Raw genomic sequence first — 26,154 nt, 5'->3', positions numbered from 1 at the left:
ATCGACCCACCTTCGACCACGGCGCCGGTCGCGGTGAGCGTCAGGCCGGTAGTATCTGGCGAATCGGTGATGGTGGTCACGGCAGGCGTGGTGCTGGGCACCAGGTTCTCAAAATTACCGCCGGTAGCACCAGTAATCGTGGTGCTGACCGTACTGCCATTCACGTACACATCATTGGCCGGTGTCTCAACGACCACGGTACCCGTAGTCTTGCCCGCTTCGATGGTAATGACCGAGCCATTGCTCAAGGTCACGGTCACCGGTGTGCCGGCCGGGTTGGTCAAGGTGGCGGTGTAGGTGATCGACCCACCTTCGACCACAGCGCCGGTCGCGGTGAGCGAAACCCCAGTGGTGTCTGGCGAATCGGTGATGGTGGTCACGGCTGGCGTGGTGCTGGGCACCAGGTTCTCAAAATTGCCGCCGGTAGCACCAGTAATCGTGGTGCTGACCGTGCTGCCATTCACGTAAACATCATTGGCCGGGGTTTCAACGACCACGGTACCCGTGGTCTTGCCCGCTTCGATGGTGATGACCGAGCCATTGCTCAAGGTCACGGTCACCGGCGTGCCAGCCGGGTTGGTCAAGGTGGCGGTGTAGGTGATCGACCCACCTTCGACCACGGCGCCGGTCGCGGTAAGCGTCAGGCCGGTGGTGTCGACGGTGTCGGTGACCTGAGTCACGGCTGGAACCGTTGGAGGAATGACCACTATTGCGCCACCGGTGATGCCGGTGACAGTGACCGAGATCTGGGTCGCATCTTTATAAACGGTGTCGTTCGGCGCGAGCGGAACGTTCACGGTGCCGGTGATTTGACCGGCGGCGACGATGATCACTGCACCATTGGACAGCGTAACGGTCAGGTCGGTCAGGGGCGCCTGGCTCAGGGTCGCGGTGTAGACCAGTACGCCGCCGGCCTCGGTGATTGTCGGGGTGGCGCTCAGGCTCAGTGTCGACTGGAGCGGGTCATTGGCATTCGCATTGTTGTTGGTCGACTGGCCGCCCGGGGTCTCCAGGGTGACCTGCGCCGCGGAATCGAGGCCTTCAGTCGGGAAACCAATGGTTGGGTCTACACGGCCAGCGGTGGCGTCCAGCATCACGAAACTATGGCCACCGCCAGCCGCGCCGCCAGTGCCTGCCGCCGCTGGGCCGGCCGCGGTCGGTTCAAGATCCTTGGTCGGGTCGGCGCCAGCAGCGATGGCTTGCTGCAGTTCTTCAACGGAGGGCGCGGCCTGTGCTGTGGCTGCTGCCAGGTCGGTGCTGGAGTCCGGAGCGCTGCCGCTCCACTGAGTATCGCGGCCCAGATCCAAAGTCCGGCCATCCGCCAACTCGAGCGTAACGGCCCCGGCCGCGCCCGTGTCTACCTGGTCGCCGACATACAGGCGGTCGCCTTCAACGAGCACACGGCGGATGCCCTCCGGGGACACCACGAAAACTTGACCAACAATGTTTTTGACGATGGCCACAACGCTGCTCATTGAAGACTCTCCGGTGACACGTTCAGTTGACTTCCATGACCTGAGAGACAATCGCCTGATCAGTCTGGCCGTGCTTTTAAAACTACTTGAATGAAATATTGACGCGATGGAAGGTCAATTTATTGACTATATTCTTTCGCTATTAACTTTATGCCAAACTATTGACCTTCCTGTGGGCATCCTAAACAATCGTCCCAGTAATGTCACATTGATATTCAAGCGATGACTGCCTCACAGGATGTGACCCAATTCTGAATTTTGACTTTCCGACATACGGCCATTCCGGTTGCCATCATCCGATGCAGCGCCGCTTTCTGCAGTGATTCAAGACAAGCATTCCCCGGGAAATTCCAACTATGCGTTTGCACCTGTTCAAGGCTTTACCCTTCGTCGTTGTCGCCAGTTTTGTTCAGGCTCAGACCCTTCCGCAGGCCATGCAACAGGCGCTGGAAGTCCATCCGGAGATCCAGGCAGGTGTTAACAGTCGATTGGCTGCGGATTATCAGTTAAAAGCGGCCCAGGGGGGATACCTGCCACGGGTCGACCTGCTGGGCGGTTATGGTCGTGAAGGCACTGACAGCGTCACCACTCGAGGTGCTGGCAGCAACAACCACTGGGAAACCTTGAACCGCAGCGAGTCGAACTTGCGCCTCTCGCAAATGGTGTTTGACGGTTATGCAACGTCCAGCGAAGTGGGGCGTCAACAAGCCACCGTGAATGCTCGCGCCTACTCCCTGTTGGGCACTTCGGAGCGAACCGCTCTCACCGTGGCACAGGTGTACCTGGACGTGCTGACGCGGCGCGAATTCGTGCGCCTGGCTGAAGAGAACCTCAAGAGCCATCAACGGATTTACGACCAGATCCAGTTGCGCACCCAGCGCGGTGTCGGCAGCGGTGCGGACCTGGACCAGGCTGAGGCGCGCATGGCTCAGGCGCGCAACAACCTGATTACCGAACAAACCAATCTGGCCGATGCCGAGACCAACTTCCTCAGTGCTGTCGGGCAGATGCCAGACCAGCTGGAACGTCCCGCCCCGTTCCTGGCGCTGTTGCCGGCCAGCCTGAACGAAGCCCGTGCGCAGATGCTGGAAAACAGCCCGATCCTGCGCTCCGCCGAGTCCGATATCGCGGCAGCGGAAAAACAGTATGAAGCCGCCAAGTCGAGCTTCTACCCTCGTTTCGATGCCGAGCTCGGTCGTTCCGCCGACAATGACATCGATGGCCAGAACGGCCACAACAACGAATGGCAGGCCATGCTGCGCATGCGTTTCAACCTGTATGCCGGCGGCAGCAACAAGGCCGACATGGAATCGAAGTCCTACCTGTCCAACCAGGCGCTGGATATTCGCAACAACGCGTTGCGTCAATTGAACGAAGAGCTGGGCCTGGCGTGGAACGCGCAGAACAACGCCAATGCCCAGGTGCCCATCGCCCAGCAATACGTGGACCATAGCACCAGCGTGCGCACGGCCTATCAGCGCCAGTTCAGCCTCGGTGAGCGAACCCTGCTGGACTTGCTCGACAGTGAAAACGAGTTGTTCAACGCTTCGCGCCGTTTGGCGGAGATCAAGAACATTCAGTTATTTACTCAGTATCGAATCAAGGCGACCATGGGCGAGTTGCTCAAGAGCCAGGGAGTGGTCGCACCGTTGGCATCCGTCGTGCAGAACGATGTAAAGCCAAAGGTCCAGCTGCCCGGTATGAACTGAGCAGGATCTTATTGTTCATCCGTTAGCCAAGAGTGCCGAGCGTGGAATCAGAAGCCAGTCGAGTTCATCTCATTCATGACCCACGCGCGTTGCATGACGATCCTTTGCTGGACGGCTTGCTGAGCCTTTGTACGTTGCATCAAAAGCCCGCCAGCGCGGCGATGTTGACCACGGGCCTGCCGTTACCCAAGCAACGCCTGAGCGTCGAATTGTTGCCACGCGCAGCGGCGCGCGCCGGTTTGCAAGGGCGGGTGCTGGTGCGCAAGCTGGACCAGATCCCGGCGATCGCGATGCCGGCACTGTTGCTGCTCAAGGACGGTCGCAGTGCCGTGCTGCTTGGCTGGCAAGGCGACGACCAGGCCCGGTTGTTGCTCAGTGAAAGTGACGGCGGCGAGAGCCTGGTCAGTCGCGAGCTGCTGAACGACGACTACAGCGGCAAGGTGTTCTTTGCTCAACCCCAGCATAAATTCGACGTCAATCACGGCACCCTGATTCCCCGGGCGCGCTCATGGTTTCGCGACACCCTCATGCGTTCGCGCTGGCTTTACGCCGATGCCATCGCCGCCAGCTTCCTGATCAACATCATCGCCATGGCCGCGCCATTGTTCGTGATGAACGTCTACGATCGCGTGGTGCCGAACCAGGCCGAATCGACCCTGTGGGTACTGGCCATCGGCATCACCGGTGCCTACATATTCGACCTGATCCTCAAGAGCCTGCGCAGCCTCTGCCTGGACCTGGCGGGCAAGAAAACCGACCTGATCATCTCGGCGACGTTGTTCGAGCGCATCGTCGGCATGGCCATGAAGTACCGTCCGGCGCGCGTCGGCAGCTTTGCCCAGAACATCCATGAGTTCCAGAGCCTGCGCGATTTTCTTGCGTCGCTGACCCTGACCAGCCTGATCGACCTGCCTTTTACGCTGCTGATCTTCCTGGTCATCGCCATTCTGGGCGGACACCTGGTGTGGATTCCGGTGTTGGCGTTCCCGATTGCCTTGCTGATCGGCTATGCCTTGCAGAAACCCCTGGTGGCCACCATGGAGCGCACCATGGCGCTCGGCGCCGAGCGGCAGTCGAGCCTGATCGAGACCCTTGCAGGGCTTGACGCGGTGAAGGTCAACAACGCTGAGAGCGAGCGCCAGTATCAGTGGGAGCAAACCATCGGTACCCTCAGTCGCCTTGAGTTGCGGGTGAAAATGCTGTCTGGCCTGGCGATGAATATCACCTTGCTGATCCAGCAACTGGCCGGCGTGATCATGATCGTCTTTGGTGTGTACCAGATCATCGCCGGCAACCTGAGCATGGGTGGCCTGATTGCCTGCTACATGCTCAGCGGTCGCGCACTCAGCCCGCTGGCGTCGTTGTCCGGCCTGCTGACACGCTACCAGCAGGCGCGTGTCACCATGACCTCGGTCGACCAGATGATGGAATTGCCCCAGGAGCGTAATTTCGAAGAACGCCCCTTGAGCCGCAAGGTGCTGCAAGGTGCCATCGAATGCCGCCAGCTGAATTTCACCTACCCGGACCAGCAAAACCCGGCGCTGAAAAACATCAATCTCACGATCAAGCCGGGCGAGAAGATCGGCATCATCGGTCGCAGCGGCTCGGGCAAGAGCTCCCTGGCCAAGCTGGTCGTGGGCCTTTATCAGCCCGATGAAGGTGCGCTGTTGGTTGACGGTGTGGACATCCGTCAGATCGACGTCAGCGAACTGCGCCACAACATTGGCTACGTGCCTCAGGATATCCAGCTACTCGCCGGTACGCTGCGCGACAACCTGGTCTCGGGTGCACGCTATGTAGAAGACGAAATGGTGCTGCAAGCCGCTGAACTGGCAGGCGTTCATGAGTTCGCCCGCTTGCACCCGCAGGGCTACGAACTGCAAGTCGGTGAGCGAGGGCAGAACCTGTCCGGCGGTCAGCGCCAGAACGTGGCCCTGGCCCGTGCATTGCTGCTCAACCCGCCGGTCCTGCTGCTCGATGAGCCAACCAGCGCCATGGACAACACCGGCGAAGAACGCCTCAAGCAACGGCTCGCCGCGGTGGTTGAAAACAAGACCGTGGTGCTGGTGACGCACCGTGCTTCGCTGCTGTCGCTGGTCGATCGCCTGATCGTCATCGACCGTGGGCAGATACTCGCCGATGGCCCGAAAGCCGTCGTGATGGAAGCGTTGAAGAAGGGGCAGATCAGTGTTGCTTAAGTCCGGCCTCAAAGGCTCCATCCGCCGTTACTTCAAAGGTTCCGACTCGCTTAGGGACCAGCCTCTGCCCGAGGTCAACAAGGCGCTTATCGAAGACGCCCCGCGCGTGGTGCGGCTGACCATCTGGACAATTATCGCCTTCTTCGTCTTCCTGATGCTCTGGGCCAACTTTGCGGTCATTGACGAAGTGACCAAGGGCGACGGCAAGGCGATTCCTTCCTCCAAGATTCAAAAGATCCAGAACCTTGAGGGCGGTATCGTCGCCGAGTTGTTCGTCAGTGAGGGGCAGATCGTCGAGGCCGGCGCGCCACTGATCCGCCTGGACGATACGCGGTTCGCCTCTAACGTCGGCGAAACCGAAGCCGACCGGCTATCGATGTTGCTTCGGGTGGAACGCTTGAGTGCTGAAGTCGATGACCGTCCGCTGAATTTTCCGTCTGACGTCTTGAAAGCGGTTCCCGGTCAGGCCGCGAGCGAAGAATCCCTGTACATCAGCCGTCGCCAGCAACTGCAGGATGAAATCGGCGGTTTGCAGGAGCAGTTGATCCAGCGTCAGCAAGAACTGCGCGAATTTACCTCCAAACAGTCCCAGTACCGCACTGCGCTGGGGTTGCAGCGCCAGGAAATCAACATGTCCGAGCCGCTGGTGGCCCAGGGTGCCGTTTCGCCCGTGGAAGTACTGCGACTCAAGCGCGCCGAGGTTGAAACCCGCGGGCAACTGGATGCCACCACCCTGGCGATCCCGCGTGCGGAGTCGGCGATCAAGGAAGTGGCGCGCAAGATCGAAGAGACCCGTGGAAAATTCCGCAGCGAGGCACTGACCCAGCTCAATGAAGCGCGCACTGACCTGAACAAGGCCCAGGCCACCGGCAAGGCGCTGGAGGATCGCGTGAGCCGGACAATGGTCACATCGCCGATGCGCGGCATCGTCAACAAGCTTCTGGTGAACACCATCGGGGGTGTGATTCAGCCAGGCAGTGACCTGGTGGAAATCGTTCCGCTGGACGATACCTTGCTGGTGGAAGCCAAGATCCGCCCACAAGATATCGCCTTCCTGCACCCTGGTCAGGAGGCGACAGTGAAATTCACCGCCTATGACTACACCATCTACGGTGGGCTCAAGGCCAGGCTCGAGCAGATCGGCGCGGACACCATCACCGACGAAGACAAGAAGACCACCTACTACGTCATCAAGCTGCGCACGGAGCGCAGCCACCTGGGGACGGATGAAAAGCCCCTGTTGATCATTCCGGGCATGGTGGCGTCGGTGGATATCATCACAGGCAAGAAGACCGTTCTGAGTTACCTGCTCAAACCGATCATCCGGGCTCGCGCCGAGGCATTGCACGAGCGGTGATTCGTTGGTACGGCTGATTGGCCTCTTCGCTGGCAAGCCAGCTCCCACCGGATCACGCGGTCCCTTGTAGGAGCTGGCTTGCCAGCGAAGGGGCCGCAAGGCTATTACAAGATTCAAGACCGCCTTTGCCGGCAAGCCGGCTCCTACAAAGGAGCGGCATCTCAAAAGCCATATCGTTATTCGTTAACGGTATTTAAATTTCAATTCTTATATCTATAAAGTCACTCTCCTGCGTACCTGCCGACCAATCGGCGCGCCGCACGACACGAACCAACACGGGACCTCCGTGAGTTTCTGATCGACGCGCGCGCCTTTGAGCGCGCCGTGCGTGGGAGTGATTTATGTCTGCAGCTTCACCATCGCCAAGCATCGCGCCACAATCTTTCGACATCCGCCCGTTCAGCGGTGCGGTGGGCGCCGAAATCATCGGCCTCGATTTGTCCCGCCCGGTCAATGACCAGGACTTCGCGCGCATTCACCGCGCGCACCTGGATCATCACGTGGTGGTGTTCCGCGACCAACGCATTACCCCCGAGCAGCAAATCGATTTCAGCCGCCGTTTCGGTGTGCTGCAGATCCATGTGCTCAAGCAATTCCTGCTGGCCGGGCACCCGGAAATCCTCATCGTTTCCAACATCATCGAAAACGGCCAATCCATCGGCCTGGGGGACGCCGGCAAGTTCTGGCACTCCGACCTTTCCTATAAGGAACTGCCAAGCCTGGGCTCAATGCTGCATGCCCAGGAACTGCCGTCCGAAGGCGGCGACACGCTATTTGCCGACATGCACAAAGCCTGGGACAGCCTGCCCGAGGCATTACGCAAAGCCGTTGAAGGTCGCTCGGCGGCGCACTCCTATACGGCGCGCTACAGCGAGACAAAATTCGAAGGCAATTGGCGCCCGACCCTGACCCCGGAACAACTGGCCCAGGTTGCCGAAGTCATTCACCCGGTGGTGCGTACCCACCCGGAAAACGGCCGCAAGGCGCTGTTCGTCAGCGAGGGTTTTACTACCCGTATCGTTGGCTTGCCGGAAGACGAGAGCAAGCAATTGCTCGACGAGCTCTACGCCCACAGCGTGTTGCCGCAAAACATCTACCGCCACCAGTGGCAGCCCCATGACCTGGTGTTCTGGGACAACCGATCGCTGATCCACCTCGCCGCCGGATGCCCCAGCCATCTGCGCCGCAAGCTGTATCGCACCACCATCCAGGGCGACGCGCCTTTCTGATTTGTCGGAGATTTGACCATGTCCAAACGTCTACCCTTTGCACCGCTGGCCGCGGCAATCGGCCTGGGGTTCAGCCTGATCGCCGGCAGCCTGGTCGCACCGACCGTGGCCCAGGCCGAAGGTGAAATACGCATCGCCGAACAGTTCGGCATCGTTTACCTGCTGCTCAACGTGGTGCGCGATCAGAACCTGATCGAGAAGTACGGCAAGCAGCAAGGCATCGACATCAAGGTCGACTGGACGCAGCTCTCCGGTGGTGCCGCGGTCAACGATGCGCTGCTCTCCGGCTCCATCGATATCGCGGGTGCCGGCGTCGGCCCGCTGCTGACCATCTGGGACCGCACCCACGGCAAGCAGAACGTCAAGGCCGTGGCCTCCCTGGGCAACTTCCCGTACTACCTGGTCAGCAACAATCCCAAGGTCAAGACCATTGCCGACTTCACCGAAAAGGACCGTATCGCGGTACCGGCGGTGGGCGTGTCGGTGCAGTCGCGCTTCCTGCAATATGCCGCCGCCAAGCAGTGGGGCGACAAGGAATTCAATCGCCTCGACAAATACACCATCGCCGTGCCGCACCCGGATGCCACGGCAGCGTTGATCGCCGGCGGTACCGAGCTGAGCGGGCACTTCTCCAACCCGCCATTCCAGGATCAGGCGCTGGCCAATCCAAACGTGCATGTGGTGCTCAACACCTATGATTTGCTGGGCCCGAACTCGCCGACTGTGTTGTTCGCCACCGAAAAATTCCGCAATGAAAACCCGAAAACCTACAAAGCCTTCATCGACGCGCTGACTGAAGCGGCGACCTTTGCCCAGAACGATAAGGGCGCGGCAGCGGACACCTACATTCGCGTCACCAAGGCCAAGATCGACCGCGCCGAGCTGCTGAAAATCATCGACAACCCGCAGTTCGAATTCAGCGTCACGCCGAAAAATACCTACCCCCTGGCCGAGTTCCTCTACCGCGTGGGCGCGATCAAAAACAAACCGGATTCGTGGAAGGACTACTTCTTCCAGGACGCCAAACCGCTGCAAGGGAGCTGACCGACATGAACGCCCCTTTGCAAGGCCACACGGTCAGCAAACCGAACGCCTGCGCCCAAGCGCTGCTGTCGGTCGATAACGTCAGCCTGGAATACCGCACGCCCCAGCGGGTGGTGCGTGCCACGCACCAGGTCAGCTTCGAGGTCGACCCTGCGGATCGCTTTGTGCTTCTTGGGCCGTCCGGGTGCGGCAAGTCGACATTGCTCAAGGCTGCCGCGGGATTCATCCAGCCAGTCGAAGGCGAGATCCGTCTGCAAGGCCAGCGCGTCCATGCGCCAGGGCCTGACCGGATCGTGGTGTTCCAGGAATTCGATCAACTACCACCGTGGAAAACCGTCAAGCAGAACGTGATGTTCCCGCTGCTGGCTTCTAAAACCCTCAAGCGCAATGAGGCCGAAGAACGGGCGTTGCACTACCTGGACAAGGTCGGTCTGGCGGCGTTTGCCGATGCCTATCCGCACACCCTGTCAGGCGGCATGAAGGCGCGGGTTGCCATCGCCCGGGCCTTGGCGATGCAGCCGAAAATCCTCTTGATGGACGAACCCTTCGCCGCGCTCGACGCCCTGACCCGACGCAAAATGCAGGAAGAATTGCTGCTGCTCTGGGAGGAGGTGCGCTTCACACTGCTGTTCGTCACGCACTCCATCGAGGAGGCGTTGGTGGTGGGCAATCGCATCCTGCTGCTGTCGCCGCATCCGGGGCGCGTGCGTGCCGAAGTCCACAGCCATCAGTACGACTTGCACAGCCTGGGCGGCGTGGCATTCCAGGAGTCGGCGCGGCGCATCCATCGCTTGTTATTCGATGAAGGCCAGTCGCCGGGAACCGAGCGCGAGCTGGATTTCGCCGACATCCGCATTGCTTATTGAGCCAGTTTGAGAGGAGGGCCCGATGAGCCATTTATCATCCCCGCGTGAAGAGTTCGAAACGGTTTTGCAGCCACTCACCAGCGTACCGCTGGAACGCGAACTGCCGCTTGGCCAACGCCTGTGGCAACAGGGTTGGCTGCGCAAAAGCCTGATCCTGATTTTGCTCGCCGTACTCTGGGAAGCCGTTGCCCGTTATCAGAACAACGATCTGCTGCTGCCAAGTTTTGTGCAGACCACGCATGCGCTGTACGACGGCCTGCTCAGCGGCGAATTGCTGGGTAAAGTGTGGATTTCCCTGGTGGTGCTGCTCAAGGGCTACCTGATCGGCATCGTCCTGGCCTTCGCCCTGACCACCTTGGCGGTGTCGACGCAATTGGGCCGCGACCTGCTCAGCACCCTGACCTCGATGTTCAACCCGTTGCCGGCGATTGCCCTGCTGCCGTTGGCGTTGCTGTGGTTCGGACTGGGGCAGAACAGCCTGATCTTCGTACTGGTGCATTCGGTGCTCTGGGCCCTGGCGCTCAATACCTACGCAGGCTTTCTCGGCGTCTCGGAAACCCTGCGCATGGCCGGGCGCAACTACGGCCTCAAGGGCCTGCGCCTGGTGCTGTTCATCCTGATCCCGGCGGCGCTGCCATCGATCCTCGCCGGCTTGAAAATCGGCTGGGCCTTTGCCTGGCGCACGTTGATCGCTGCCGAACTGGTGTTTGGCGCGACCAGTGGCAAGGGTGGGTTGGGTTGGTACATCTTCCAGAACCGTAATGAGCTGTACACGGACAAGGTGTTTGCCGGGTTGGCGGTGGTGATTCTGATTGGGTTGCTGGTTGAGAATCTGGTGTTTGATACGTTGGAGCGGGTGACGGTGAAGCGGTGGGGGATGCAGCGCTGATCCGTTGAGTCTGCCTGTCAATGATTTGCTAGCATTGCGCCTGAATCAATCCTGATAAGGCATGCGTGCTCTCCATGCAACTACCAGATATGAACCTGTTGGTCGCCCTCGACGCCTTGCTCGACGAGGGCAGTGTGGTGGGCGCCGCGCGGCGAATGAATCTCAGCCCGGCGGCCATGAGCCGCACCCTGACGCGTATCCGCGAAGCCATCGGTGATCCGATCCTGGTGCGAGCCGGCCGTGGTCTGGTGCCGACGCCAAAGGCACTTGAATTACGCGAGCAGGTACGCGACGTAGTAGAGCAGGCCGCGCACTTGTTCCACTCGGCCAGGGTTGTGGACCTGGGCAGCCTGCGCCGGCGCTTCAGTATTCGGGCCAACGATTTTTTCATCGGCATCTATGGCGGCAAGCTGTTCGACACCATGGAGCGTCAGGCCCCGCACTGCGAATTACGTTTTGCGCCAGAGGGCGATGGCGATGATGAGGCCTTGCGAGAGGGTCGCATCGATCTGAGCGTCAGCAACAACCGGCCGTTGATGCCGGAAGTGAAGGTGCAGAATCTGTTCTCCACCCAGTTTGTCGGCCTGGTGCGCGAGGATCACCCCTTGCTCGATCAAGAAATCACCGCAGAACGTTTTGCTGGCTATTCACATATCAGCATGTCCCGTCGCGGGATCGCTCGCGGGCCGATCGATGCGGCGCTCAACGCCCTGGGCCTGGAGCGGCGAGTGGCGGTGATTGCGCCAAGTTTCCACGCGGCGATGTTTGCCTTGCCCGATTCCGACCTGATTCTGCCGGTGCCCAGGGAGACGCTGTTGAGCGTGCGTCGACTGGGGCTGAAATTACGCTCGTTCACCTTGCCCATTCCATTGCCGACCATCGTGCTTAACCAGGCCTGGCACCCGCGCTTCGACAATGACCCCGCTCACCGCTGGCTGCGTGAAACGCTGAAAGCTTGCTGTGACGAGACGTGGTTGGCAGCGCAACCGGTGGTGAGTTGAACGAATGAACCTGTGGGAGCGAGCCTGCTCGCGATAGCGGGGTGTCAGTCAACGGTGATGGTGAATGTTACAACCCTTTCGCGAGCAGGCTCGCTCCCACAGGTTCTGCAGCATTGCGTGTAACGCACTTATAACCTGTCGATAAGTCAGTTTTCGTCAGGTCACACGCTTCATAGAATGTTTCGGACTTCAAATCCCGGAGCTCGCAACAATGACTTCCCTCACGGTCACGGCACCTCTCGCCGCGACCATCCCGACGGCCGCCACACCACCGGTTTTCGGCCCGCGGATCATCATCGGCCTGGTTGGCGTGTTGCTGGCAGTGCTGGTGTCGGGCCTGAACGAGATGGTGACCAAGGTTGCCCTGGCCGATATCCGTGGCGGGTTGGCCATCGGTTACGACGAAGGCACCTGGCTAGTCGCTTGCTATGCCGCGACCTCGGTGGCTGCCATGGCGTTTGCGCCTTGGTGTGCCGTCACGTTCTCGCTGCGGCGCTTCACCCTTTACGCCATCAGTGCCTTCACGCTGTTGGGGGTTTTGTGCCCGCTGGCGCCGAACTACGAAAGCCTGCTGGTCCTGCGCACGTTGCAGGGGCTGGCCGGTGGCGCGCTGCCGCCGATGCTGATGACCGTTGCCCTGCGTTTTCTGCCAGCCAACGTAAAGCTCTACGGATTGGCTGGTTATGCCCTGACGGCCACTTTCGGCCCGGGCCTGGGCACGCCACTGGCAGGCCTCTGGACCGAGTATGTGGGCTGGCAGTGGACCTTCTGGCAAGTGGTCGTACCCTGCTTGATTGCCCTGGTCGCGGTTGCCTACGGCATACCCCAGGACCCGCTGCGGCTGGAGCGTTTCAAACAGTTCAACTGGCGTGGTTTGCTGTTGGGTTTTCCGGCGATCTGCATGCTGGTGATTGGCATCTTGCAGGGCAATCGGCTGGATTGGTTCGAGTCGAGCCTGATTGTTGGATTGCTGGTGGGCGGTACGCTGTTGCTGGTGCTGTTTTTGATCAACGAGTGGTCGCAGCCGATTCCGTTTTTCAAGATGCAGATGCTCGGCATCCGCAATCTGTCGTTCGCGCTGGTCACCCTGGCCGGCGTGCTGGTGGTGTTGCTGGCGGTGGTGATCATTCCTTCCAGCTATCTGGCGCAGGTTCAGGGGTATCGCCCGGTACAAACTGCACCCATCACCCTGTTGGCGGCGCTCCCGCAATTGATAGCGCTGCCGTTGGTCGCTGCGCTGTGCAACCTGCGCTGGGTCGATTGCCGCTGGGTATTGGGGATCGGCCTGAGCATGCTGGTGTTGTCCTGCATCGGCGGTTCGCAGTTGACCTCGGCGTGGATTCGCGACGAATTCTATGTCCTGCAACTGCTGCAGATCTTCGGTCAACCCATGGCGGTCCTGCCGCTGCTGATGCTCTCGACTGGCAGCATCAACCCCATGGACGGGCCGTTTGCGTCGTCCTGGTTCAACACCGTGAAAGGCCTGGCAGCAGTGGTCGCCACCGGCGTGCTGGAAACCCTGACCACGCAGCGCCTGCATTTTCACTCGACCATGCTGGTGGACCGTCTCGGCAACTCTCCCCTGGTCGACAGCGACGCCCCGGGCCTTGCCCACCGGCTGCATGAGCAGGCCGTGGTGCTGGCCGCCTCGGACCTTTACCTGTGCATGGCCGGCGTCGCATTGGCGCTGATCCTGCTGATTTTCTGGCTGCCGACGCGGATCTATCCGCCCCGTGCGCCGACTTGAACGCATCACTGAAACAGAAGGTTTTCATGACGACTCAATCCAAGCAAAAAGTAGCTGTTGGCGTCGCCGTCGTGATCGCGACGGGCGTACTGATTTATCTGCTGGCGCCCGGCCTGTTTGGCCAGCGCACAGAGCAGAGCACCAATGATGCCTATGTCTCGGCTGACTACACACTGGTGGTGCCGCGCGTTGCCGGATTCATCAAGCAAGTGCTGGTGGAAGACAACCAGCAGGTCAAGGCCGGGCAACTGCTGGCGCTGATCGATGATCGCGACCTGCGCGCCGCCGCCGAAGCGGCCGCCGCCGAAGCCGTGGTGGCTCAGGCGCAACTGCAAAATGCCCGGGCGACGCTTGAGCGTCAGGCCTCGGTGATCGCCCAGGCACAGGCACAGGTAGTGTCCGCCAAGGCTGAAATAGCCTTCGCTCAACATGAACTGAACCGATACGACCACCTGGCCGGGGTCGGTGCCGGCACGGTGCAGAATGCTCAGCAAGCGCGCACGCGCATCGATCAGGCTACTGCCCGGTTGGCCAATGTCACGGCGGTGCTGGCGGCGGAGCGCAAGCAGGTGGATATCCTTACGGCCCAGCGTGACGGAGCAGAAGGTGGGTTGAAACGGGCGCAGGCAAAGCTGGAAATCGCCAGTTACGAACTGTCTTACACACGTATTACCGCGCCGCAGGATGGCATGGTCGGTGAGCGCGCGTTGCGTGTCGGGGCCTATGTCACGCCGGGCAGCAAACTGCTCGCCGTGGTACCGCTGGCGCAAGCCTATGTGGTGGCCAACTTCCAGGAAACCCAACTGACGAATGTGCAGCCAGGGCAGGACGTGCAGGTGCGTGTCGACACCTTTGGCGGCGCAGCGCTGAACGGCCGGGTCGAGAGCATCGCACCGGCCACCGGCGTGACCTTTGCTTCAATCAAGCCGGATAACGCGACGGGCAACTTCACCAAGGTGGTGCAGCGGATTCCGGTGAAGATCGTGCTGGAACCGGGTCAGCCGTTAGCCGAACGGTTGCGGGTGGGGATGTCGGTGGAGGCGAGTATCGATACGGCTGGTGCGAAGGCCAATGAGGTTGCGCAGCGATGAGTATCTTCGTTGATTGCGATCCCCTGTGGGAGCGAGCCTGCTCGCGAAGAGGCCATCCGTCTCGACTCACCCTTTGTGCCTTGCTCGTGATGAGCCTGTCAGCCTGCACCGTAGGCCCGGACTTCCAAAAACCTCAGGCACAGCAAGTCACCGAGTGGGCGAAACCATCCAAGGCCGCCGCCAGCCAGGCCAGTGAGGAGACGATGAACGAACGCTGGTGGCAAGTGTTCAACGATCCGCAACTCTCGGCCCTCACTCAACGTGCCCTGAGCGACAACCTTGACCTGAAACTCGCCAGCAGCCGCTTGCAACAAAGCCGTGCTTTACGCCAGGTGATCACCGCCGACCGCTATCCGAATACCGCCGCCACGGGTAGTTACGCCCGTAAACGCAACAGCGGCGAAGGCCTGAGCGATCCGTCGGGGCACAACGGCAATTCTGCATTCAGTCTCTGGGATGCCGGCTTCTCCGCCTCTTGGGAGCTGGATTTCTGGGGTCGCGTGCGCCGCGAAACCGAGGCCGCCGATGCCACCGTGGAAGTCGCCGAAAACGACCGTCGCGGTGTGCTGTTGTCGGTGCTGGCGGAAACCGCTCAGGACTACATTCAACTGCGCGGAGTGCAGAACACCCGTGCCGTTACCGAACAGAACCTCGAGGTCGCTCGGCACAGCCTGAAACTTTCGCAGCTGCGCCTGGCTGATGGTGTCGCAACGGACCTTGATGTCGCCGAAGCCGCCGCCCAGGTCGCGGCCATCGAGTCGCGCCTGCCAGCACTGGAGCAGCGCCAGGCCCAACTGATCAACGCCTTGAGCCTGTTGATGGGGGAACCTCCCCAGGCGCTGGCGGCCGAGTTATCCACTGACGCGCCGGTGCCGCAAACGCCGCGCCAGGTTGCCATCGGCCTGCCTTCGCAACTGGCCGAGCGCCGCCCGGACATTCGCCAGGCCGAAGCCCGCCTGCATGCCGCGACCGCGAGCATCGGCGTGGCCAAGGGGGATTTTTATCCACGGATTACCCTGTCAGGCAGCGTCGGTTCGCAAGCCATGCAACTGAGCGATTTCGGTTCCTGGGGTTCACGCACGTTCGGCATCGGCCCGCAATTCAGCCTGCCGCTGTTCGACGGCGGCCGCCTGCGCGGCGTGCTGAACCTGCGCGAAGCCCAGCAACAGGAAGCGGCCATCGCCTATCAGCAAACCGTCTTGCGCGCCTGGCATGAAATCGACGACCAATTGAGCGCTTACAACGCCAGCCAACTGCGCCGCGACAGCCTCGCCGAAGCGGTACGCCAGAACCGTATCGCCCTGCAAACCGCGCAACAGCAATATGTCGAGGGCGTGGTGGACTTCGTCAACGTCCTTACCGTGCAAGGCGCATTGCTGGCGACCCAGGAGCAATGGGTGGAGAGTTCCACCGGCGTGTCGCTGGCAGCAGTCGGGTTGTACAAGGCACTGGGTGGCGGATGGGAGTCGGTTTATCCGCTGGCGGCGCAACGCTGACTCAAGGTTTAGCCGACAGATCCGCCATGCCCTTGAGCAATTCGATCGGCAACGGGAAGACAATGGTCGAACTCTTGTCCCCGGCGATCGAACTCAGCGTCTGCATATAACGCAGCTGCATGGCGCCGGGTTGGCGGCCGAGCATTTCGGCGGCTTGCATGAGTTTTTCCGACGCCTGCAATTCGCCTTCCGCATGGATCACCTTGGCCCGGCGTTCGCGTTCCGCTTCTGCTTGTCTGGCGATAGCGCGGATCATCGATTCGTTGAGGTCCACGTGCTTGATTTCGACATTGGCAACCTTGATGCCCCAAGCGTCGGTCTGGGCGTCGAGAACTTGCTGGATGTCGATGTTCAGTCGTTCTCGCTCAGCCAGCAGTTCATCAAGTTCGTGTTTACCGAGCACCGCACGCAAGGTGGTTTGCGCCAGCTGGCTGGTGGCCATGAGAAAATCTTCGACCTGGATGATTGCCTTCTGTGGATCAAGTACTCGAAAGTACAGCACTGCATTGACTTTGACCGAGACGTTATCGCGGGTGATAACATCTTGCGTCGGGACGTCGAGGACGATGGTGCGCAAGTCGACCCGGACCATTTGCTGGATCACCGGAATCAGCAGGATCAGGCCGGGGCCCTTGACCTGCCAGAAGCGTCCGAGCTGGAACACCACCCCACGCTCGTACTCGCGCAGGATGCGGAACGTCGCCCCCGCCAGTGCGATCAGCAGTAGCAGCAGCGCGACAAAACCGATTTGCAGACCCATGGCTAACCTCCAACCGTTACCGCGTCAGCCGCGGCCACTTCCAGCAACAATCCCTTGCGCGCCACCACCCGGACCTTTTGCCCGACCTGCAATGGCTGGGCGCTCGATACCTGCCAGTGTTCGCCCTGTAGATGCACCCAGCCCAGACACGCATCGCCGGCCTGCAAAGACAGCACCGGGGTCACGCTGCCCAACAGGCCGGCGTCACCGCTGACGGTGTGGCGCGGTCGGGTCTTGAGGGCGCGGATCAACAGGAATATCAAGAGCAGCGCGCTGAGCAGTCCCAGGCCGATCATCAACGGCACGGGCAGTTCGGCATTGGTCAGGATCACTGCGCCGATCACGAACATCACGATTCCGCCCAGACCGATCACGCCATAGTTGGGCAGCGCCGCCTCGGCGATTAAAAAAGCGATACCGAAAGTGATCAGCCAGATCCCCGCGGGATTGGAACCGGGCAGTTCGGCGGTGTCCGCAGCGATGGCGACTCCGCTCAATGCCAACAGCAACGCAAGCGCACAACAACGAATGTTCACGTGACCCTCCGGGAGAGTCGCAGGTGGTTCTGTATACAGTCTAGTTGAGCTGCTGATTGTATGAATTTTGCTCAGTTGTCGACCTGTCCGATGGGCGGAATTCCCGCTGGTTTGCCCCAGCGGGCCTAGACTTTTACTACGTACAAAAGTGTTAACCATCGTCCGCCAGGCGTTTTTGCGGACACCGAGGTGCATCATGCGTATGGCAAGAACCGTGCAGAAAAGCCTGGAGCAGGCTCAATGCGAATATGACATCGTCACCCATCCCCACTCGGCCAGCAGCCTCGAAACCGCACGGGTGGCGGGTATTCCTGCAGAACGGGTGGCCAAGTCGGTCATTCTTGACGACCACCACGGGCATTACCTGATGGCCGTGCTTCCCGCCAGCCGTCACCTGGACTTGAGCAAAGTGCGCAGCACCGGTGAATGGCAGGTTTCCCGCGAGAGCAACCTTCCGCATCTGTTTGAAGACTGCGAACGCGGGGCCGTGCCGGCCCTGGGCGAAGCCTATGGACTTGACGTTGTCATCGACCCGCTGCTGACTCGACAGAAAGACATCTATCTGGAAGCCGGCAATCACATCAACCTGCTGCACATGGACATGCCGCAATTCCTGAAAATGGTGCCCCATGCAGAGGTGCGGGAGTTGAGTCATTGAGGATCGTTTCGTCAATGCTGTCGTCTTCACGAGCGGGCTCGCTCCCACAAGGTGAACGCCTTCCCTGTGGGAGCGAGCCTGCTCGCGATTGACCGCGCAGCGGTCCCTTTATCAGTTTTACTGGAGCCCGACATGGAAAACCCAACCCACAATCTTCCCTCCCTGTTCAAGCAACTCGGCCTGCCTGACGACGCCGAGAGTATCGACAAATTCATCACCACCCACTCACCGCTCAAACCGGACCTGCACCTGGCGGATGCTTTTTTCTGGAACCCGAGCCAGGCGGATCTGTTGCGCAATGAAATTCTGGAAGACGCCGATTGGGCGGAGGTGGTGGATCAGCTGGATGTGATGTTGAGGAAGGGGAGGGGAATGTAAAAAGCCGAAGATTTGTTTCAAAACTTGACTGAAAATCCCTTCCAATGCCATATTGATAGTTAGCAAACTAACAGTGTGTTTTCCCTCGTGCCGAATAACCTCGACGCTCTGCAAATGAACATCAGCAGCACCATGGTGGTGGCCGCCCGGCACTGGCGCAAAATCTGCCAGTCCACCCTGGCCAACTATGGAATTTCCGAAGCTTGTGCCGTCCCGTTACTGATGATCGGGCGTCTAGGCGAGGGCGTGCGGCAGGTGACGGTGGCGCAGGCGGCGGGGATGGAAAGCCCGTCCCTGGTACGTTTGCTCGATCAGTTGTGCCATGGCGGTTACGTCTGCCGCACCGCAGACGCCCAGGACCGGCGCGCCAAATGCCTGAGCCTGACCGCTACCGGTCGGACCCTGGTGCAAGCCGTCGAGGTTGAGTTGGTGCGTTTGCGTCATGAAGTCCTCGAAGGCATCGATCCGGCAGATCTTGAAGCGACGCTGCGCGTATTGAAGGCCTTCGAGTCGGCCAGTCATTTGCCGGTAACCAGCCCTTGAACGGTTTCTTTTCCGGTATGCCCCCGGCCCGGGACTGGTTCTACGGAGTACGCACCTTCGCGGCCTCGATGATCGCGCTGTATATCGCCTTGCTCATGCAAATGCCGCGTCCTTATTGGGCGATGGCCACGGTGTATATCGTTTCCAGCCCGTTTGTCGGCCCCACCAGTTCCAAGGCGTTGTACCGCGCAGTCGGCACTTTTCTGGGCGCCGCTGCGGCGGTCCTGTTCGTGCCGATGTTCGTGCAGAGTCCTTATGTGCTGGTGCTGGTCATCGCACTGTGGACCGGGATTTTGTTGTTCCTGTCCATGCATTTGCGCACCGCGAACAATTACGCCCTGATGCTGGCCGGCTACACCTTGCCTTTGATCGCCCTGCCGGTAGTGAATAACCCGTTGGCAGTGTGGGACGTGGCCGAAGCGCGCACAGAAGAAATTTTCCTCGGCATCGCCGTCGCTGCGGTGGTCGGTGCGATGTTCTGGCCGCGACGGCTGGCGCCGGTGTTCAACGATTCGGTGAGCAAGTGGTTTGCCGACGCGTCGAATTACAGCACGTGCTTTCTCGCCCGCAACGTGCAGTCCGAGGAGGTCAGCGCCTTGCGCGCCTCGATGGTCGCCACGTTCAATACCCTGGAACTGATGATCGGTCAGTTGCCCCACGAAGGCGCGCGTCCGCAAACAGTGCGCAACACCAAGGAGTTGCGCGGACGGATGATTCACCTGTTGCCAGTGATCGATGCCCTCGACGATGCGCTCTACGCGCTGGAAAGGCGCACCCCTGAGCTGGTGGACAAGTTCGCGCCATTGCTGGCCGCTGCCACTGAATGGCTCGATCACAAGAATGCTGATCCCGAGCGTTGGCAAGCGCTCAAAGACCAACTCGAAGCGCTGCAGCCCAGCACCGAAGTGCTGGATGATCGCAAGCAACTGCTGTTCTCCAACGCCCTTTATCGCCTCGGCGAGTGGGTCGATTTGTGGCAGGACTGTCGCAGCCTGCAACACGCGATCCAGTGCGAAAGCCAGGACAGTTGGCGTGCGGTCTATCGGCATTGGCGCCTGGGGCGCCTGACCCCCTTTCTGGATCGTGGGCTGATGCTCTATTCCGCCGCTTCCACCGTCGCGGCGATCATTGTCGCCTCGGTGCTGTGGATTCTGCTGGGCTGGACCGATGGCGGCAGTGCAGTGATCCTGGCGGCCGTGGCGTGCAGCTTCTTTGCCTCGATGGATGACCCGGCACCGCAGATCTACCGATTCTTTTTCTGGACGGCGATGTCGGTGGTATTCGCCAGCCTTTACCTGTTTCTCGTCCTGCCCAATCTGCATGATTTCCCGATGCTGGTGCTGGCCTTCGCCGTACCGTTCATCTGCATCGGCACACTGACGGTCAAGCCGCAGTTTTACCTGGGCATGTTGCTGACGCTGGTCAATACCTCGTCGTTCATCAGTATTCAGGGCGCCTACGACGCGGACTTCCTCAGTTTCGCCAACTCCAACCTGGCTGGACCGGTGGGCTTGCTGTTCGCGTTCGTCTGGACCCTGATCGCCCGGCCGTTCGGTGCGGAGCTTGCGGCCAAACGCCTGACCCGTTTCGCCTGGCGCGACATTATCAGCCTCACTGAGCCGGCCACGCTGGCCGACCATCGACGCCTGGGCGTGCAGGTCCTGGATCGACTGATGCAGCATCTACCGCGGCTGGCGGTGACCGGCCAGGACACCGGCATCGCCTTGCGCGAAGTTCGTGTGGCGCTGAACCTGCTTGACCTGCTGGCTTATACGCCGCGGGTTCACGGCGTTCCGCAGGCATTGCTGCGTCAGGTAGTGGCCGAGGTCGGCGAATACTTCAAGGCCTGCCTCAAGGCCGGCGAACGCCTGCCGGCGCCGAGTCCGTTGCTGATGACCCTCGACCGAACGCGCCGAGCGTTGGGCGGCGCGGGTGATGAAGAAACCCGCTTGCACCTGTTGCACGCCTTGAGCGGCTTGCGCCTGGCGTTGTTGCCCGGCGTCGAGTTCGTCGGATCTGCCGAGCCCGAAGAACCGCTTCCCCATGGCATCGATGGAGCGCCTTTATGATCGGTGATCTGGATATCAGCGGGGTGTTTTTGCCTACGCTGCTGGTGCTGATGGGCATTACCTATGTGTTGTACCTGTTGGTGCACGGGGTGCTGACGCGCCTGCACTTTTACCGTCTGGTCTGGCACCGGGCATTGTTTAACGTGGCTCTCTACGCCTTGCTGCTTGGCGCCGTGGATTCACTCAGTCGATACCTGATGACATGAAAAAGCCGTTTCTAACCCTTGGTCGCGTGGTCCTGACCCTGTTGATCGTAACTTTCGCCGTGGTCGTGGTCTGGCGCATGGTGATGTACTACATGTTCGCGCCCTGGACCCGTGACGGGCACATCCGGGCCGACATCGTGCAGATCGCGCCGGACGTATCCGGGCTGATCCAGCAAGTGCAAGTGCGCGACAACCAGTTGGTAAAGCGCGGCCAAGTACTGTTCAGCATCGACCAGGACCGTTTCAAACTGGCCTTGCGCCAGGCGAAAGCGGCGGTCGCAGACCGCGAGGAAACCTTGGCCCAGGCCCAGCGTGAAGCCAAGCGTAACAAGGGTCTTGGCAATCTGGTGCCGGGCGAACAGCTGGAAGAAAGCCAGTCCCGGGTGGCCCGCGCACAAGTGGCGTTGATGGAAGCCCAGGTTGCGGTAGACAGCGCGCAACTGAACCTCGACCGTTCGGTGATCAGAAGTCCCGTGGACGGTTACGTCAACGACCGCGCGCCGCGAACCCAGGAGTTCGTCAGTGCCGGGCGGCCAGTGTTGTCCGTCGTGGACAGCAATTCTTTCCATATCGACGGCTATTTCGAAGAAACCAAACTCAACGGCATCCACATCGGCCAAAGCGTCGACATCCGGGTCATTGGCGACAATGCGCGCCTGCGCGGCCATGTGGAAAGCATCGTGGCCGGTATCGAAGACCGCGACCGCACCAGTGGCAACAACTTGCTGCCCAACGTCAATCCGGCCTTCAGCTGGGTGCGGTTGGCCCAGCGGATTCCCGTGCGTATCGCGTTCGATGAGGTCCCTGAGGATTTCCGCATGATCGCCGGGCGCACCGCCACGGTATCGATCATCGACGACCAGAACCGGGAGCCCGTGCAATGAGCAAGGCCTCGGGTTTGGCGATCGCCGGATTAGGCTTGCTGCTGTCGGCGTGTCAGATGGTCGGTCCGGATTATCACCTGCCGGAGGAAGCCGCGATCCACCGTGAAGACCTGCAGGGCGAACTGGCAGTGGACGGCAAGCCGGTGGTCTCGGCGCCGGTGCCTGCCGATTGGTGGCGCTTGTATCAGGACCCGCGGCTCGACCAACTGGTGCAGCAGGCCATGGCGTCCAACACTGATCTGCGTGTAGCGGCCGCCAGCCTGCTGCGCGCTCGCGCTCAGGTGGACGAGGCCGAGGCGGCGGGCGGCTGGAGCGGTGGGGTGAAGATGGGCGCCCAGCGCTTGCAGGAATCCGGTGAAGCGTTCTTGCTGCCGGAAAAGGTGCCGGTGGCCAACATCGGCGATATCGGCATCAGCGCGTCCTACCAATTTGACCTGTTCGGCACCTTGCAGCGCGGCATCGAAGCGGCCAAGGCCAATGCCGATGCGACCCAGGCTGCCGCCGATACGGCGCGCATCACTCTGGTGGCCGATGTGGTCCGGGCTTACACCCAGGTGTGCGCAGCCAACGAGGAACGGGAAATCGCCCAGCATTCCCTCGACCTGCAAGCCCAGAGCACCACGCTGATCCAGCGTTTGCGCGATGCCGGGCGTGGCGACGAAACCCAGGTCACCCGTTCGCAAACCCAATTCAAATCCTTGCGCGCCGACATGCCGCGCTATGAGGCGGCACGTCAGGCCGGGCTTTTCCGCTTGTCGATGCTGCTGGCCAAGCCTGTGGATCAACTACCGGCCGGCACCGCCAGCTGCGACGAACTGCCAAAAATCACGCAATTGGTACCCGTGGGCGACGGTGCATCGCTGCTTAAGCGCCGCCCCGACATCCGCCAGGCCGAACGTCGACTGGCGGCCGCGACCGCGGGTATCGGCATTGCTACCGGTGAGCTTTACCCGGACATTCGCATCGGCGCGACCATCGGCACGGTCGGTCTCCTGGAAAACCTCGGCGAACCCTCTGCCAACCGTTGGGGCTTTGGCCCATCGCTGACCTGGAATGTGCCGACCAACGGCGCCAGGGCACGAATTCGCGAAGCTGAAGCGGTGACCCAGGCGACGCTGGCGCATTTCGATGGTGTGGTACTCAACGCTATTCGTGAAACCCAGACCGGCCTGGCCCAGTACTCCGCCTTGCTGCAACGCCGTGAGGCGCTGGCGGACGCCGAGCAGTCGGCGAAGCTGGCCGCCGACCAGACCCATCGTTTCTTCCAGGCCGGTCGTGCATCGTTCCTGGCGGACTTGCAGGCGACCCGCACCTACATCGACGTCACCGCGCAACTGGCCGCTGCCAACACCCAGGTTGCCATCAGCCAGATCGATTTGTTCCTCGCCTTGGGCGGTGGTTGGGAAAGCGGACGAACGCAAGCATCGAACTCCGGCAAACCCTGAGGCCGTTGCTATGCTTTGAAGTGTTGAAAGGGCGTTCGTGCAAAAGCGCCCTGGATTCGTACAAGGCATGCGCAGGTCATGGGGAAACCAATAATGAAAAACCCTTATGCTCTCGGCTTCTGGTGCGCCGTTGTGGCGCTGGTGCTGCTCACAGGCACCTATTTCTACGGCATCATGCTGGCTAACCAGATCGACAAAGCGCTGACGTTCCTCGACAGCGCCGCCCTCTTGATTGCCGTGATGTCCATTGCGGTGGTGGCCTGGGCGTCGGTCCAAGGACAACGAATCAAAAAAAGACAGCTTGAACAAGGCAAGACCCTGGTGATGATCTGGAACACCAAGGTGGCGCTACGGCGTGTCGAATCGGTCTTCGACCGGTATTTCTGGGGCAGCTACTGGCAGCCGGGCAGGACCTTCCAGGAAGTCATGGGCGAGCTCACGGGCACACCCCTGGAAAAAAGCCTCGAAACCTTGAAAAAACAATGCCTTGAGTTGGACAAACAAGTGGCCGACGACGGTCGGCACTGGCTCAACAATGCTCGCGAGCTGGCTGACGTCGCCACCGCCATGGCCCGGGAGCGCTATCAGCTCGACTACTGCGACCCGCGCAGTGAAGTGACGGGCGGGGCGGTGATCAACCGGGATTTCGAAGTGTTGATCTACACCTGGACGGCGCGGCTGAAAACCTTTGATCACCAGCTTGATGAGATCGAGGTTCAGTATTCCTGATTGCTAAAAGATCGCAGCCTGCGGCAGCTCCTACAGGAGATTCGTATCACCCTGTCGGAGCTGCCGCAGGCTGCGATCTTTTTTCAGGCGACACTTTTTCACCGTTAACCATTGGGCTGCCTTGCACGCCTGATGCTAACCTGCACCCCATTTTCAGCGCAGTCGTGACCGCAACCCCTCATGGGTTCAGGGAAGACGACCACATTTTCAACAACGGACATCGAACGGGTCTTTCATGAATAAATCAGCAGGCGTGCTCCTGGGAATCGTTGTCGCGATTGGTGCAATCAGCGCTGGCGGAGCCTGGTTCACCGGCACCAAAATCGAAGGTGTGCTCAACAGCTCCCTGGCGGATGCCAACAAGCAATTGCAGGCTGCAATGGTCGGTTACAAAGGCACGGCCTCGCTGGAACTGGTGTCCCTGGAACGTCATGTATTCAGTAGCACTGCGCATTACCGCCTCAAGGGTGAAGGCGAAATGTTCGGCGAGGTACCGGTCGAATTGCTGTTTACCGACCACATCGAGCACGGCCCGCTTCCGTTCTCGCGCCTGGTATCGCTGAAATGGTTGCCGGTCATGGCCACCAGTCACTATGAACTGGAAAAGACCCCGCTCACGGAAAAATGGTTCGCCGCCACCAAGGACGCGTCGCCGCTCAAGGGCGTGGTCAACATCGGCTACGACAATTCCACCAACGGCACGCTTGAATTGCTGCCGCTGGAAACTGCACTGGATGACAAGTCCAGCCTGAAATTTTCCGGCCTGAAGGTTGATGTCGCGGCCAGCGCCCAGGCGCAGAAGGTCAAGGCCGATGGCTACATGGACAGCCTCAAGCTGACCACTGTTTCCGAAGACCAGGCACCCGTGCTGGTCGAGTTGAGTGGTCTTACCCTGGCCAGCAACCTGACCAAAAGCACCTACGGTTATTACACCGGCGATAACACCGTCGAATTGAGCAACAGTAAAACCACCTTTGGCCCCAAGCAGTCGGTGCTGGGCTTGAAGAGTTTCGAAATGAAGAACCACACCGAGGAGTCAGGCACCAACGCTTCCGGGCATGCCGACTACAAGATCGGTGAAGTGTCCCTGAACGGCAAGGCTGTGGGTTCTGCCCAGCTTGCCATGAGCCTGAAGAACCTCGACATCCCGGCGACGTTGTCGCTGATGCAGATCTACCAGACTAAATTGCAGCCTTATGAGCAGGCCGCCGCCGAGGCTGCCGAGGCCGGTCAACCGGTCCCCGAGCTGAACTTGACCCCTGCAGAAGAAGCGCAGCTTAAAACCGGCCTGGAAAAATTGCTGGCGGCCGGCCCGCAGGTGGCTCTGGAGAACCTGTCGTTCAACACCGCCAATGGTGAAAGCCGCGCCAACCTGGTGCTTAACCTGACCAAGCCGCAATCGATCGACCTGCCGGCTGACCAGTTGATCCGCCAGATGATCGCGTTACTGGACGTCAACCTGAAAGTGTCGAAGCCGATGCTCGTCGACATACTCAGCGTGCAGTCGCAAATCGACGGCCAGACCGACGCCAAGCTCATCGCCGACCAGGCGACTGCCACCACCGATATGTTCAGCAGCATGGCGGTCGGCTCGCAGTTGGCGAAACTGGATGGCAGCAACGTCGTCACCCAACTGCACTTCGCCAATAACCAGGTGGAATTCAACGGCCAGAAAATGACCGTCGAGGAGTTTGTCGGTTTCCTTATGAGCAAGTTCAGCGCTCCTGCCGTCGTCCAGGAGCCGTAACCCCCAGCAGGCTGGCTGGCGAACTTCGGTGTCCGGTTTGCCTGTAGGAGCCAGGCTTGCCGGCGAAGAACGATAACGCGGTGTAAAAGGTACACCG

23 protein-coding genes are annotated in these 26,154 nt (G+C 60.5%); 20 read left to right on the top strand and 3 right to left on the bottom strand.

Going from position 1 to position 26,154, the window contains the following annotated elements; genetic code table 11:
- On the bottom strand, window positions 1-1,475 hold a 1,475-nt coding region (locus PG5_RS04400), incomplete at its 3' end, for a retention module-containing protein (protein ID WP_042955234.1).
- A 356-nt stretch (window positions 1,476-1,831) separates the two neighbouring features.
- On the opposite strand from PG5_RS04400, the gene PG5_RS04395 reads away from it, so the two are divergent.
- From PG5_RS04395 to PG5_RS04345, 11 genes are all read left to right on the top strand, one after another.
- Window positions 1,832-3,184, top strand: coding sequence for a TolC family outer membrane protein (locus tag PG5_RS04395; protein ID WP_020795877.1), 1,353 nt, complete (start codon window positions 1,832-1,834; stop codon window positions 3,182-3,184).
- 41 nt (window positions 3,185-3,225) lie between these two features.
- Window positions 3,226-5,382 carry a type I secretion system permease/ATPase gene (locus PG5_RS04390; protein WP_020795876.1) on the top strand — a complete coding sequence of 719 codons (2,157 nt, stop codon included), beginning with the start codon at window positions 3,226-3,228 and terminating at the stop codon, window positions 5,380-5,382.
- On the top strand, window positions 5,372-6,739 hold the full coding sequence (locus PG5_RS04385; protein ID WP_020795875.1) for an HlyD family type I secretion periplasmic adaptor subunit: 1,368 nt from the start codon (window positions 5,372-5,374) through the stop codon (window positions 6,737-6,739). Before PG5_RS04390 ends, PG5_RS04385 begins: the two co-directional genes overlap by 11 nt.
- A 341-nt stretch (window positions 6,740-7,080) precedes the next feature.
- On the top strand, window positions 7,081-7,968 hold the full coding sequence (locus PG5_RS04380) for a TauD/TfdA family dioxygenase (protein WP_020795874.1): 888 nt from the start codon (window positions 7,081-7,083) through the stop codon (window positions 7,966-7,968).
- An 18-nt stretch (window positions 7,969-7,986) separates the two neighbouring features.
- Complete coding sequence (locus tag PG5_RS04375) at window positions 7,987-9,012, top strand: ABC transporter substrate-binding protein (protein WP_020795873.1); 1,026 nt, start codon at window positions 7,987-7,989, stop codon at window positions 9,010-9,012.
- A gap of 5 nt (window positions 9,013-9,017) precedes the next feature.
- Window positions 9,018-9,878 carry an ABC transporter ATP-binding protein gene (locus PG5_RS04370; RefSeq protein ID WP_020795872.1) on the top strand — a complete coding sequence of 287 codons (861 nt, stop codon included), beginning with the start codon at window positions 9,018-9,020 and terminating at the stop codon, window positions 9,876-9,878.
- A 22-nt stretch (window positions 9,879-9,900) separates the two neighbouring features.
- On the top strand, window positions 9,901-10,767 hold the full coding sequence (locus tag PG5_RS04365) for an ABC transporter permease (protein ID WP_020795871.1): 867 nt from the start codon (window positions 9,901-9,903) through the stop codon (window positions 10,765-10,767).
- A 74-nt stretch (window positions 10,768-10,841) separates the two neighbouring features.
- Window positions 10,842-11,768 (top strand): LysR family transcriptional regulator, encoded by a 927-nt coding sequence (locus PG5_RS04360; protein WP_020795870.1) that lies wholly within the window; start codon window positions 10,842-10,844, stop codon window positions 11,766-11,768.
- Window positions 11,769-11,979: 211 nt separating this feature from the next.
- On the top strand, window positions 11,980-13,515 hold the full coding sequence (locus PG5_RS04355) for an MFS transporter (RefSeq protein WP_020795869.1): 1,536 nt from the start codon (window positions 11,980-11,982) through the stop codon (window positions 13,513-13,515).
- A gap of 26 nt (window positions 13,516-13,541) precedes the next feature.
- Complete coding sequence (locus PG5_RS04350) at window positions 13,542-14,606, top strand: HlyD family secretion protein (protein WP_020795868.1); 1,065 nt, start codon at window positions 13,542-13,544, stop codon at window positions 14,604-14,606.
- Window positions 14,603-16,102: an efflux transporter outer membrane subunit gene (locus PG5_RS04345; protein ID WP_020795867.1), complete on the top strand. Its 1,500-nt coding sequence runs from the start codon at window positions 14,603-14,605 to the stop codon at window positions 16,100-16,102. Before PG5_RS04350 ends, PG5_RS04345 begins: the two co-directional genes overlap by 4 nt.
- A gap of 1 nt (window position 16,103) precedes the next feature.
- On the opposite strand, the gene PG5_RS04340 is transcribed toward PG5_RS04345, so the two are convergent.
- Both PG5_RS04340 and PG5_RS04335 read right to left on the bottom strand, forming a co-directional pair.
- A complete protein-coding gene (locus PG5_RS04340) occupies window positions 16,104-16,862 on the bottom strand; it encodes a slipin family protein (RefSeq protein WP_020795866.1) in 759 nt (252 codons plus the stop codon).
- Between the two features lie 2 nt (window positions 16,863-16,864).
- Window positions 16,865-17,398, bottom strand: a complete 534-nt coding sequence (locus PG5_RS04335; protein WP_020795865.1) for an NfeD family protein — start codon at window positions 17,396-17,398, stop codon at window positions 16,865-16,867.
- A 196-nt stretch (window positions 17,399-17,594) separates the two neighbouring features.
- On the opposite strand from PG5_RS04335, the gene PG5_RS04330 reads away from it, so the two are divergent.
- The 9 genes from PG5_RS04330 to PG5_RS04290 all read left to right on the top strand — a co-directional run bounded on the left by PG5_RS04330 (window position 17,595) and on the right by PG5_RS04290 (window position 26,057).
- A complete protein-coding gene (locus tag PG5_RS04330) occupies window positions 17,595-18,056 on the top strand; it encodes an aminoacyl-tRNA deacylase (protein ID WP_033042421.1) in 462 nt (153 codons plus the stop codon).
- A 132-nt stretch (window positions 18,057-18,188) separates the two neighbouring features.
- Window positions 18,189-18,434: a DUF2789 domain-containing protein gene (locus tag PG5_RS04325; RefSeq protein ID WP_020795863.1), complete on the top strand. Its 246-nt coding sequence runs from the start codon at window positions 18,189-18,191 to the stop codon at window positions 18,432-18,434.
- A 114-nt stretch (window positions 18,435-18,548) separates the two neighbouring features.
- Window positions 18,549-18,977: a MarR family winged helix-turn-helix transcriptional regulator gene (locus PG5_RS04320; RefSeq protein ID WP_020795862.1), complete on the top strand. Its 429-nt coding sequence runs from the start codon at window positions 18,549-18,551 to the stop codon at window positions 18,975-18,977.
- On the top strand, window positions 18,974-21,046 hold the full coding sequence (locus PG5_RS04315; RefSeq protein WP_020795861.1) for an FUSC family protein: 2,073 nt from the start codon (window positions 18,974-18,976) through the stop codon (window positions 21,044-21,046). The genes PG5_RS04320 and PG5_RS04315 overlap by 4 nt, the downstream gene beginning before the upstream one ends.
- The gene (locus PG5_RS04310; protein ID WP_008059581.1) at window positions 21,043-21,252 is read left to right on the top strand and encodes a DUF1656 domain-containing protein; all 210 of its coding nucleotides are present in this window, start codon (window positions 21,043-21,045) and stop codon (window positions 21,250-21,252) included. Before PG5_RS04315 ends, PG5_RS04310 begins: the two co-directional genes overlap by 4 nt.
- Window positions 21,249-22,136, top strand: a complete 888-nt coding sequence (locus PG5_RS04305; RefSeq protein ID WP_020795860.1) for an HlyD family secretion protein — start codon at window positions 21,249-21,251, stop codon at window positions 22,134-22,136. The genes PG5_RS04310 and PG5_RS04305 overlap by 4 nt, the downstream gene beginning before the upstream one ends.
- Window positions 22,133-23,581 carry an efflux transporter outer membrane subunit gene (locus PG5_RS04300; RefSeq protein WP_020795859.1) on the top strand — a complete coding sequence of 483 codons (1,449 nt, stop codon included), beginning with the start codon at window positions 22,133-22,135 and terminating at the stop codon, window positions 23,579-23,581. The genes PG5_RS04305 and PG5_RS04300 overlap by 4 nt, the downstream gene beginning before the upstream one ends.
- Before the next feature lie 93 nt (window positions 23,582-23,674).
- On the top strand, window positions 23,675-24,310 hold the full coding sequence (locus PG5_RS04295) for a hypothetical protein (RefSeq protein ID WP_020795858.1): 636 nt from the start codon (window positions 23,675-23,677) through the stop codon (window positions 24,308-24,310).
- Window positions 24,311-24,545: 235 nt separating this feature from the next.
- The gene (locus tag PG5_RS04290) at window positions 24,546-26,057 is read left to right on the top strand and encodes a YdgA family protein (protein ID WP_020795857.1); all 1,512 of its coding nucleotides are present in this window, start codon (window positions 24,546-24,548) and stop codon (window positions 26,055-26,057) included.
- The last annotated feature ends 97 nt before the right edge of the window (window positions 26,058-26,154 follow it).

Origin of the sequence: Pseudomonas sp. G5(2012), from assembly GCF_000408945.1 — a bacterium.
GTDB lineage: Bacteria > Pseudomonadota > Gammaproteobacteria > Pseudomonadales > Pseudomonadaceae > Aquipseudomonas > Aquipseudomonas umsongensis.
The sequence above is the reverse complement of the archived record's forward strand: the minus strand, read 5'-3'. Positions and strand labels throughout refer to the sequence as shown.

Bases quoted from the DNA above. Each gene is read 5' to 3' on its own strand.
- PG5_RS04355 (WP_020795869.1), top strand. From the start codon at position 11,980: ATGACTTCCCTCACGGTCACGGCACCTCTCGCCGCGACCATCCCGACG.
- PG5_RS04345 (WP_020795867.1), top strand. From the start codon at position 14,603: ATGAGTATCTTCGTTGATTGCGATCCCCTGTGGGAGCGAGCCTGCTCG.
- PG5_RS04360 (WP_020795870.1), top strand. From the start codon at position 10,842: ATGCAACTACCAGATATGAACCTGTTGGTCGCCCTCGACGCCTTGCTC.
- PG5_RS04350 (WP_020795868.1), top strand. From the start codon at position 13,542: ATGACGACTCAATCCAAGCAAAAAGTAGCTGTTGGCGTCGCCGTCGTG.
- PG5_RS04290 (WP_020795857.1), top strand. From the start codon at position 24,546: ATGAATAAATCAGCAGGCGTGCTCCTGGGAATCGTTGTCGCGATTGGT.
- PG5_RS04330 (WP_033042421.1), top strand. From the start codon at position 17,595: ATGCGTATGGCAAGAACCGTGCAGAAAAGCCTGGAGCAGGCTCAATGC.
- PG5_RS04370 (WP_020795872.1), top strand. From the start codon at position 9,018: ATGAACGCCCCTTTGCAAGGCCACACGGTCAGCAAACCGAACGCCTGC.
- PG5_RS04375 (WP_020795873.1), top strand. From the start codon at position 7,987: ATGTCCAAACGTCTACCCTTTGCACCGCTGGCCGCGGCAATCGGCCTG.
- PG5_RS04340 (WP_020795866.1), bottom strand. From the start codon at position 16,862: ATGGGTCTGCAAATCGGTTTTGTCGCGCTGCTGCTACTGCTGATCGCA.
- PG5_RS04310 (WP_008059581.1), top strand. From the start codon at position 21,043: ATGATCGGTGATCTGGATATCAGCGGGGTGTTTTTGCCTACGCTGCTG.
- PG5_RS04320 (WP_020795862.1), top strand. From the start codon at position 18,549: ATGAACATCAGCAGCACCATGGTGGTGGCCGCCCGGCACTGGCGCAAA.
- PG5_RS04395 (WP_020795877.1), top strand. From the start codon at position 1,832: ATGCGTTTGCACCTGTTCAAGGCTTTACCCTTCGTCGTTGTCGCCAGT.
- PG5_RS04295 (WP_020795858.1), top strand. From the start codon at position 23,675: ATGAAAAACCCTTATGCTCTCGGCTTCTGGTGCGCCGTTGTGGCGCTG.
- PG5_RS04365 (WP_020795871.1), top strand. From the start codon at position 9,901: ATGAGCCATTTATCATCCCCGCGTGAAGAGTTCGAAACGGTTTTGCAG.
- PG5_RS04300 (WP_020795859.1), top strand. From the start codon at position 22,133: ATGAGCAAGGCCTCGGGTTTGGCGATCGCCGGATTAGGCTTGCTGCTG.
- PG5_RS04305 (WP_020795860.1), top strand. From the start codon at position 21,249: ATGAAAAAGCCGTTTCTAACCCTTGGTCGCGTGGTCCTGACCCTGTTG.
- PG5_RS04380 (WP_020795874.1), top strand. From the start codon at position 7,081: ATGTCTGCAGCTTCACCATCGCCAAGCATCGCGCCACAATCTTTCGAC.
- PG5_RS04325 (WP_020795863.1), top strand. From the start codon at position 18,189: ATGGAAAACCCAACCCACAATCTTCCCTCCCTGTTCAAGCAACTCGGC.